This is a genomic window from Facilibium subflavum (assembly GCF_003574485.1).
GTDB classification, from domain to species: Bacteria; Pseudomonadota; Gammaproteobacteria; order Francisellales; family Francisellaceae; genus Facilibium; species Facilibium subflavum.
Genome location: NZ_QLIT01000274.1, coordinates 1 through 9777 on the forward strand (window position 1 = coordinate 1; position 9777 = coordinate 9777).

The 9777-nt window shown below is 33.9% G+C and carries 8 protein-coding genes; 7 read left to right on the forward strand and 1 reads right to left on the reverse strand.

Annotation, left to right across the window (positions count from 1 at the left end):
• Window positions 1-450 precede the first annotated feature (450 nt).
• Together DNK84_RS13200 and DNK84_RS13205 are read left to right on the forward strand one after the other, a co-directional pair.
• Window positions 451-1608: a sensor histidine kinase gene (locus tag DNK84_RS13200; protein ID WP_162902475.1), complete on the forward strand. Its 1158-nt coding sequence runs from the start codon at window positions 451-453 to the stop codon at window positions 1606-1608.
• The gene (locus DNK84_RS13205; RefSeq protein WP_119344940.1) at window positions 1601-2314 is read left to right on the forward strand and encodes a response regulator transcription factor; all 714 of its coding nucleotides are present in this window, start codon (window positions 1601-1603) and stop codon (window positions 2312-2314) included. Before DNK84_RS13200 ends, DNK84_RS13205 begins: the two co-directional genes overlap by 8 nt.
• A 76-nt stretch (window positions 2315-2390) precedes the next feature.
• Here DNK84_RS13205 and DNK84_RS13210 read toward each other — a convergent pair whose 3' ends face one another.
• Complete coding sequence (locus tag DNK84_RS13210) at window positions 2391-3206, reverse strand: hypothetical protein (RefSeq protein ID WP_119344941.1); 816 nt, start codon at window positions 3204-3206, stop codon at window positions 2391-2393.
• Between the two features lie 386 nt (window positions 3207-3592).
• On the opposite strand from DNK84_RS13210, the gene DNK84_RS13215 reads away from it, so the two are divergent.
• The 5 genes from DNK84_RS13215 (at window position 3593) to DNK84_RS14475 (ending at window position 9510) form a co-directional block, all read left to right on the forward strand.
• Entirely contained in the window at window positions 3593-4303 is a 711-nt protein-coding gene (locus DNK84_RS13215) for a hypothetical protein (RefSeq protein ID WP_119344942.1), read from the forward strand.
• Window positions 4304-4628: 325 nt separating this feature from the next.
• Window positions 4629-5162, forward strand: coding sequence for a hypothetical protein (locus DNK84_RS13220; RefSeq protein ID WP_119344943.1), 534 nt, complete (start codon window positions 4629-4631; stop codon window positions 5160-5162).
• A gap of 45 nt (window positions 5163-5207) precedes the next feature.
• Window positions 5208-5738 carry a GNAT family N-acetyltransferase gene (locus tag DNK84_RS13225; protein WP_119344944.1) on the forward strand — a complete coding sequence of 177 codons (531 nt, stop codon included), beginning with the start codon at window positions 5208-5210 and terminating at the stop codon, window positions 5736-5738.
• A gap of 151 nt (window positions 5739-5889) precedes the next feature.
• Window positions 5890-9180, forward strand: a complete 3291-nt coding sequence (locus tag DNK84_RS13230; protein WP_162902476.1) for a coiled-coil domain-containing protein — start codon at window positions 5890-5892, stop codon at window positions 9178-9180.
• A gap of 177 nt (window positions 9181-9357) precedes the next feature.
• Window positions 9358-9510 (forward strand): hypothetical protein, encoded by a 153-nt coding sequence (locus DNK84_RS14475; RefSeq protein ID WP_162902145.1) that lies wholly within the window; start codon window positions 9358-9360, stop codon window positions 9508-9510.
• Window positions 9511-9777 lie beyond the last annotated feature (267 nt).

Consider the following 9777-nt stretch of genomic DNA (forward strand, 5'->3'; position numbering starts at 1 on the left):
TATTCCTGTTACAGATTATTCTCATAAATTAGTCATCTTGATTGAGCTGTTTTGGTAGACAAACGCTGCATCGCAACAAATTTATACTCACAAATCTGATTAGACACTTTATATGTGGAGTTTACGTAAAGTAAATATTCAAAGTGCAAACGCCATTTGCATGCTATTAAAATATACAATATAAAACTTTTTTTTATATGGTTTATATGTGTTTGCTTTTTTAAAAATAAGAGAGCGCTTTGATTTGCCGCATACTATTAGATGAATGCCAAATAGCCAAAATACTAAATTACTGACCTCAAAAGTACTGGAAATAAAACAACAGTTCTTGCATTAACCGTTATTTTGTTGAGAATTACTCATAGCGTAATTTTGAGAAACTACACGAATACTATGATCAACTTGATTCAATTCAACTATACTAATAAGAAGCTGGTAGTCTTAATATTAATGGCTATACTAACATTCGCGTTACATAACTTTTTTTTAGCACAGTTAGGTGATTATCACTCGTATCCTGAAGATGCGATGAATGGCATTGCTAATAAAGTTTATCGACTTAGGGAATCGTTAAATGAATTACCTGCCAGCAAGCTTAAAGAAGTTATAACAGCGTATAGTGAAGTTATTGCGCCAGGATTTAAAATTAAAATTTTATCTTACAAGTGTTCTCATGCATTTGAAAACTGTTCGGTGAATCAGTTATTTGACTACCTAAAACAACATAAAATGCTTTTAACGCACAAATACTATCAAAATGCTAACCTTTGGGTTGAATTTGCGTTTTGTCCTCCAAAAAATACGACAATGATACTGGTTTGGTTAGGCGTTCTCACTGAGATACTATTTATCTTGATCTTTAGTTATTTAATAGCCTTCAAAATATTACAACAGGTTACAAATTATCTTTCATCCACAAATAATGACTGTTCTAGAAAGAAAAGAAAAGCCCCCCTTCAAATAAGATGGTTATATCAAAAAATAGATGGTTTAATTACTGATAAAATTCTTATTCTGTCAACCTTATTTCATGACCTTAAGGCGCCAATTACGCGGGCGAGTTTAAAACTTCAATTAAAACATAATATTAATTCAGTTGAAGATGATCTTAATGAAATTCAGGGTCTTGTTGATGCAACAATGAACTATTATAAAAATAAAAAATTAAATACTGATTGCGATATATCTACTGTTTTTACAAAAATAAAACAGCTATACGTTGATGCTGTTGAAATTAAAAACAATAGATCCATTGTAATTCCAGGTAATGAATGGTTACTTTTCAGAGCACTTGTTAATCTAGTAAGTAATGCTATCCGTTATGCTAAAGGCTGTATAATTGATTATAAGTTGAAACGAGCCGATAACATACTTTGTATTAGCATACAAGATTATGGGAGTGGTTTATCACAAAATGAAATAATAAAAATTTTTAAACAAAAAGAAAATTATGCTAATAAAAGTTATAAAGGCTGCGGCCATGGAGTTGGACTGGCAATTTGTATGAAAATTATTAAACTACACGGTGGGAAAATGCATGCATTTAGAAATGAAATTGGTCTTGAAATTATTATAAACCTACCTTTAAAGGTTATTGACGATGAATAAAAAACATAAAATATTAATTATTGAAGATGATGTAAGTATCTATCAATCTATAGAGTATTTTTTAAATAGTAAGCATATTTTAGCAGATCATGCAATTGATGGTAATACAGCAGAGAAAAAGTTATTAATAAGTGGATATGATCTTATCATCCTTGATCTTAATCTTCCTGATATCTGTGGTATTGATCTATGCAAAAGCATAAGGGCTCAACACCAACATTTACCAGTTTTAATCCTTTCGGCAAACTCTGGAGATCTAAACAGAATTATTGGCCTAGAAGCCGGGGCCAATGATTATCTGGAAAAACCATTTAATATACTTGAGCTATATGTCCGAATTAAAAATTTGTTAAAATTTATACCTCAAAAACCTCTTAAAGAGTATGGCAAGGTCATTTTTTCAGATTTTACATTCAATTGCAGGAAAATGACATTAATGTGTAAAAATCAAAAAATTGAGCTTACAAAAGTTGAGGCAAGAATTTTAAACCTTCTCTTATTAAAGCATGGTCAAATTGTATCAAAACATGATATTTCAAATGTAATTGGCATTAGTGATCAGACGACAAGCCGCTCTTTGAGCGTTCTTATGTCAAGGTTAAGAAATAAAATTGGTGATAAACGAGCAACGATTATTCAAACAATCAGGGGTTATGGCTTTATCTTTGTCATTCCAATTTTCTGGGATGCTTCTTATTCAGGGTAAAGAGATTATAGTAATAGCATTTTGATGCTATATACCCATCGAAAATCATTTTACGATGGGTATATAGCTTTATAGCTTAGTTACTAAAAATATTAGGCAATTGAGTAGCGTGATAGCTATTGCCAACCCATGGGCAAGCTGTTTGGCTTAATTTTGAGCGTGTGCATATCATTTCATAAGCAACTTTAATTGGACTATCTGAATCTTTTGATGCCAGTGTTATTTTTCGTATTACTGGAATATTTCTTAATCCAGTGCAATCAAAGCCAATATACCCATGTGTATCACTGTGATAGAATTGGCAGTTGACATTAACTGATGGGAAGCTTAAAGAAAAGTTTTGTAAGTCTACATAATGCAGCTTTATTAAATGACCAGCGGGGTATGTTGTGATGTTTTTATCATTTTCCACATTTGCATTGCCAAGCCCAATGCCAATAAAGCTTGTTGTCATATTAGCAAGTCTTTCATCATGTCCACACGCATATAGATGCGGGTGTGCACCTGTGCTGCCAAGGCTTTCAAAGCCAATGCTGTGGCTAATATGATAGTCACGACTGCTACTATCATAATCATGGATTTCTGTAGATTCACCATTGCTATCTAAAAAGCAATAGTATGAACCTCGATCAATACTATCATCATATTCTTCTTCTTCACCTTGTTTTAAATTTGTAACTTTCACAAGATCATGATGTTTATTTTCATATTTAATACCATGTTGGCAGTTCTTATCACAGCCATCATCACCACACTTAAATAAGTGAAAGGTGACTGGCCATGGGCAGTTATTTGTGAATTTTAAGGTAGTAGCACCTACAAAAACGATATTGCTGATCAGTAATATGAATGCAAGCAATACTGATCTAATAGCATATTTTATATTTGTCATTTTCTCATAAACCTTTTAAGTGTCATTTTTTTAACGTAACGCTACTACATTTTCTTTTTTAATAAAATATTTTGGGATGTGAAATCGCTTTTATAGACATTCTGTTGTTATTTAGTCATTACTAGGTTTTATAAAAATTTATCAAAATAAATATTTTCACACATTTTATTTTCAGTAAAAATATAACTAATTTTGATCTTTTTTCAATCATTTTGTGAGTGTATTATATTTCTAAGATCTCGTTAGTACAAACAGAATAATTTTAAATATATCCGGTAGCTTGTTCCGTGGCGCCTTGCTCTTAGAATATATCAAGAAGAGATCATGTAAGGTGTAGAAGTGGGTTTTATTTAAATATGGGGATTTAAATATGGGGATTAAAGTAAATGCATGGTGAAGAAAGTAGGACTTTAAAGTTTCTTAACAATCCAGTATTAAGTGCAATTAATGCACCAGTTGCTGTTAAAGATAGTCGTCATAAAATTGTTTTTTGCAATGAGGTGTCTTTTCAAACCTTTGTAAAGGATGCATGTAACCGACAGGCATTAAAAAATGCACTTGCAAAAGCAGACACAGATGAGGTTTACCATGAAATCATTTCAAAGTATATTGGTGATATTCATATGGACTTTCTAAAAATGGATTTAGAAGTTCAGCTTTCAAAAGCAAAATCTATAAAGCAATTTAATATGAATGTCTTGGAAGAAACGTTTAATGTTGTTGTAACAAAGCAATTTATGTCCCAAGAGTCATGTAGCTATATCAGTAGCTTCTACCTGCTAAGCGAGAAACCAGTTTCTATGATAAGCAGGAATATTATGATTAATGATTATTACTATCCTGTTACTTTAACGCCAATACAATATGCATGCCTAATCTTAAAAAGCTTTGGTCTTAGTAATAGTCAGGTAGGTAAAAAAATTTATCGTTCAGAGTCTACAATTCGCAGTATTACACAAAAACTCTTTGAACTTTTTGATGTATATGACTACTTTACTTTAAATCGTTATTGTGAACTTAGCAATTGGTTTGATTATAAGATCTTTACCTATATTTTTGGTGGTGCTTGCTTAGCTGACATAAGACAAACTGTCTAGTTTCGCAGAGAATTAATGTATTATTAAAACCAAATTATTACACTAGGATAACATTCTTAAATTAATAATCTATAAGGTAAGGCAAATGAATAAAGAAGTTGTATATACCACTTGTGCATTATTTTACGGTGTTTTTTTAGGAAAAAAGTGAATACTTTGGTGAGTTAGGTTTTTAGGCAATAGCTGAGACTATTTAGCAGAATTCAAGTGTTTAACATCACGCAAAAGGCAACGCAAGAAAAACGGTAACATGACTCATGAGTGGTATAGGTGTTGCTATACCATTGTTAAACAAAATATCAGCAGCATTTTAAGAGGCTAAACTATGTTTGCAGAAGAACAAAAAAATCATATACATTTTATACACCATTTGATCAGTAACCTGGCGAATGACTTATACCCACTACTAACGACCATCAGTGTATTAATTGGATTTGTGGTATTAATAATTGGTTTTATGCGCTTGACAAAACATGGCAAGCAACAAAACATGATGAGACATTACTCACCCGTTAGCACAATATTTCACTTTATTGCTGGTGCTATGTTAATTTCTATTGTGCCAACCTTTCAGATGCTTGAAGGTACTTTCTTCCAAAATACACTTGAAGCAAACCCAATTTTGCATTATGCCGAGGTTTCAACACAGACCTTAGATAAAGGTTTGCAATTAAAAAGTTTATTTTTTAGTTGTGCAATTATCATTGGGTTTATTTCACTGTTAAGAGGATTAATACTACTTATTAAAATCGGGGAAGGTCAGCAAGAAGGAAGTGCAAGTAAAGTGATTACACATATAATTGCAGGGATTGTGGGTATTAATGCGCATTTTATCCTGACCTATTTTGGCGCATTATAAAAGTAGCTTGATATTTCACTTTTATTTAATTTGGTAGGCGATTTAATGAGTATTTCAACAGATTTATCACTGGTAAAATTTATTAAGCCAACCCAAAAGCGTCTCGATATATTACTCAAAGATGCGGTAAATATTTACAGTAATGAGCTTGTGAAAAGTAGAGAATTTCACGATTTCAATAAGGCAAAAAATGCTGCCAGTGCTGAGGTTAATAATTTGCTTAATTATTGTTCCTCAGTGCATGAGTTATCTTTTTATGAGATCTGGTATAACCAAGATAATGTTGGATATATTTGGTTTATGGAAAAAAGTTTAAGACAAGCATTTTTGGCGTACATTTATATTGATCAAGCGCATCGCAGAAAGGCGTATGCGCAAAAAGCATTAGACTTTTATGAAAATCAAGCTTTGAATATAGGTGCACAGGAAAGTAAGCTTTTTGTGTTTAAGCATAACTTGCAAGCAATAATGTTGTATAAAAAAGCAGGGTATCAGATAAGCGCTGAGGTTGGCTTTTATGAGGCGGCACAAAATAGTCTAGCAAGTAGGCTGGAAATGGTTAAAATTCTTATTTAAATTCAACACGATTAGACACTTAGTCTGTTGTTCTGCCAGGGTATTGTCAATTACAGTTTGGTGTGAATAATACACATAGGTGGAATTTTTTAAATTCTGTTTATATGTTTAATTAAATAAAGAGGTATCTACTATGTTGGGAGTAAACAACGTGCAAGCTGTCGCAAATCTTGCCTATCAGGGCTTTAAATATGCGAAAATGACATATAATTATGCACAAATACAAAAACAAGCAGTACAAATCGATTACATTATGCGGGCATACGATGAAAGTGGCCTTAAGGATATGAATATTGAAGGACCATTTTATATAAAAGATTCAGCTGATCAAGGATTCGCTTATCAGATAATGGATAGTGCTGCTATACAGTCACTTCGAGGTCAAGATGCTAGTACAGCCAATAAATCTATCACGGGTGTAAGAACTGATATTCGTAATTGCCAACACAAGCTAAATGGATTGAAGTCAAGGCAAGGACCTTATGATCGATACCGTGAAAAGTTAAAAACTACTTCACAACAGTTGCTAGATTACATAAAACAACGCTCGAACTATCAGAGTGCGAAGGAACATGATGTTCAAGAGGCTGTTGATGGAAGAAATATTTTTACAAGAGGTAAGGCTGATGATGCTATTTCGGCATCAATATTTTATGCAATCGAGGTAATATATGATCACATTGCCAATATTAATCAATATAGTGTAGAGGATTTAATAAAGATTACAGGCGCGGTTGAGTCGTATTTAAATAATATAGCTCAGCAAAAAGGTGCTAATCAAAGAATACCACTAGTTTATAGAGCAATTGAGGGCCTAAAAGCTGCAAAAGAAGAAATAACGCGTATTGCAGAAGCTGAAAGTGCAGAATCCCACTGCCAAGAAATTGCCGCGTGTTCTCGTAGCACAGCAAATGCTACCTTCAGACTAGTGGATACCTTATCTCAAGAAAAAGCAGAAAATTCTGAATATACAAAAATAATACAAAGACACCAGCAAGGTGAAGTTGCACAGAGTGCTTCCAAAGATAATGTCTTTAAAGGAACCAAACTAGGTGGAAAAGCTAGGTCCGCAATGATAGCAGGAAATGCACATCTAGATCCTAATTTATCCTTGGGGCAAGGCTTTAAAGAAGAAGATATCAATACAATATCAAACAATTTACAGGCCTCTGATGTTTTTAAAAAAGTATATATAGAAGATCAACGTACTGGTTATACTAATACAACGAAGTACGGAAAGGATGTTTGGTATCGCGATACCACAGTAGATGAGCGCAATGAATTTGCAAGATCTTTAGCTGCCCTTGATGAATTGGGAGCTGTTTTAAAAAAGCTAGAAGAAGTAAATCGATTAGCAGCAAAATATATGGCATCTTTAGGAGACTTGCAGTCTTTCTCAGGCCAACAGACACAACCTTATTTTGAGGCGATTAAACTTTTAAAATCAGAAATTGACAGCTATCTAGTATTAGCGGAACCTGCGCTGAGGCACATAGAAAATTATACCAAAATATTCCCACGTTCACGTGCAAATATTCTATTTGATGAAATTGCCGCGTTTAGAGAAGAAATTAGCTATGTAACAGAAGCGGTTCACAAGATACAAGCCAAAAAGAATAGTTTAGAAAATATAAAAACAAATAGTGAAAAAGTAGAGCACGAGCTTAATGTAATGATTGCTGGTATTGCAGATGCATATAAAGACTCAGGTAAGGCATCTGCTCTTATTAGCTCTATAGAACATCAATATGATGATTTTGAGGCAGCCAAACAAATCCTTAGAGGATATTTCGATTCTAAAAAAATAAGACTTGAGATGTTGGCCAGGGAAATCGAAGCTTACAAAAATGACCCTAATGATAATACCCAACATCCTAATGTCATAGGAGTCACTAAAGAGCAATTTTGTGGTATGATGCTACGATTAATTGCTGATGAACAAAGAGACCTTACCACATATATTAGCAATACTAATAGCCAGAAAGATTTTGAAGGGCTAATTAGTGTGCTGAAAGCCTCAAACATTTCCAAAGCTGACGCTGCAGCTTCAGATCACCTGAGTGAGATTTTAGCTTCCACTGATGATAATAACAGGTTTATATCAGAAATCATCCAATCAACAGCTATTATTACTGAGCCTGTGGGGTATGCTGCTGTCTTTCGTCAAATTAAAGGATTGAAAACGGGGCAAAATCAATATGCTAATAAGGCTAGATTGATGCAAAATATAGTCTATGTTGCACATGATGGTACAGCCGTACTGGAAATGAGTGATCCTGAAAGAAAGCTTTATGCTGATGCATATGCTCAGCAGCAGCAGTCAATCGATGCTATAGGTGAAGAAAACGAAAAGATTAAGGATCAGTTAACTTTACTAGGACAAGAAAATCAGTTACTTCAAGCGAATCAGAGTAAGCTTGAAACAACTTTAAGTGAAATGGAAAGTCTAAATACAAACTTATCTGAACAGCGTGATAAGCTTCATGCTGGGATATCGAATTTAAGTGATCAAATGCTAAAAGAGTTAGATTCTTTAATGTCTAGCATTGAAAAAGCTAAAAAGCATATCAACGATGCTGCAGTCCATAACACCCTTATTCAAGAAACTGAAGAATATGGAAAAACCGAATCAACATTAGCGGAATTAGAGCAATCAATAGCCTCGGCAAAAAGGCTTCAGGATTATGTTAGAAGCTTAATAGAATTAAATAATACTTCTAACCAAGAGATGATCAACAAGATAACGCAGATGTCAGATAAAATTTCTGAAGCAAAAGGATATACTGATGCGCTAAAAACACAGATAAATAAACAAAAGCAGAGAATAGAAACGTTAACTAATCTTAATGCTGAGATGTCTAAAGAATTGCAAGAAACAAAGCAAATGAACGAGCAGTTTGAAAAAAATAAGCAGAACTTTTATCGTTGTCTTTCAGTTTGTCAAATGATGGAGAAGGTCATCCAAGCTGCATCTCAAGAAAAGAAAAATGTGTTCACAAATGCTTTTTATGGAGAAAACGGTTGCTTAACAAGACGTATTGTTACAAAACAAGACTTTGACAAGTTTTTAATGATCACATTAAGCCATTATAAGGCACATAAGCTGCAAAGAACAGCATCAGGAGAGGCTTTTTTAAAAGAGATAGCAAATATGTCAAACATACAGCTCGCTGATGGTGCTTCAATCAGCATTGATAATTTTACTACACAAGGAGAAAACCGTGCAAGTCTTCGAGGATGTCGTCAATACGTATTGCAACAAACTGAGCAGTATAAGGGGCAGAAATTTTCTAACGCTCAAGCAGAGAAACTCTTTGCATATAAAAATTCTGCAAGTAATAATTCTGCAAGCGAAGCACGACAAAAACAATTGCCACAATCATTACTTACAGAGAAAGACACAACAAAAAATGTTGAAAGTCTTACCCTAAGTAATCTGTAAGAGATAACGTTACAATCTTTGTGTTTTGCTGTATTTGAGAAAGCTCATTCTTACTTATCTGTATTTCTCATTTTTGGTCGTAGGCGTTAAGACGGATCGTCTATTATATAAACAAACTGTTTACGTGTCTTATAATCAAAAATAAAATTAAGTAAACATAAAAAAGAGGTGAATTTTATGAGTGCGCCAAGCAAAGCTAAGGCAATCAAGCTGGACAATCCAGCCCAGAAAAAGGCTAGCCACCAGTCTGGAACCGAACTACACATAATGCAAGGTAACGAACATTATGAAGCTGTAGTAAGGGCGGTCTATCAGCCACAACGCAAGTGAAGGTATTGAGCCCCGTAATATATCATCGTCGCACCTGATCAAGGTTTTCATTTGCCTGAAATCAGCACTACGCAATACGTAAAGGCGAGTATGCGTGGAGGTGCCGGGGTCTGAGTCCGTAGCGGGTAGATGAACTGATTGCTTTGGAACTTGGGAGAACCTTGCTATTTCTGAATGCTTATCTTGGAGCCTAAAAAGCTAGAGGTAAGTTTAGCAAGGTAGTCGGACTAGCTCGTAGTAGAGGTGTAAATAGGGTAATGCCTATTG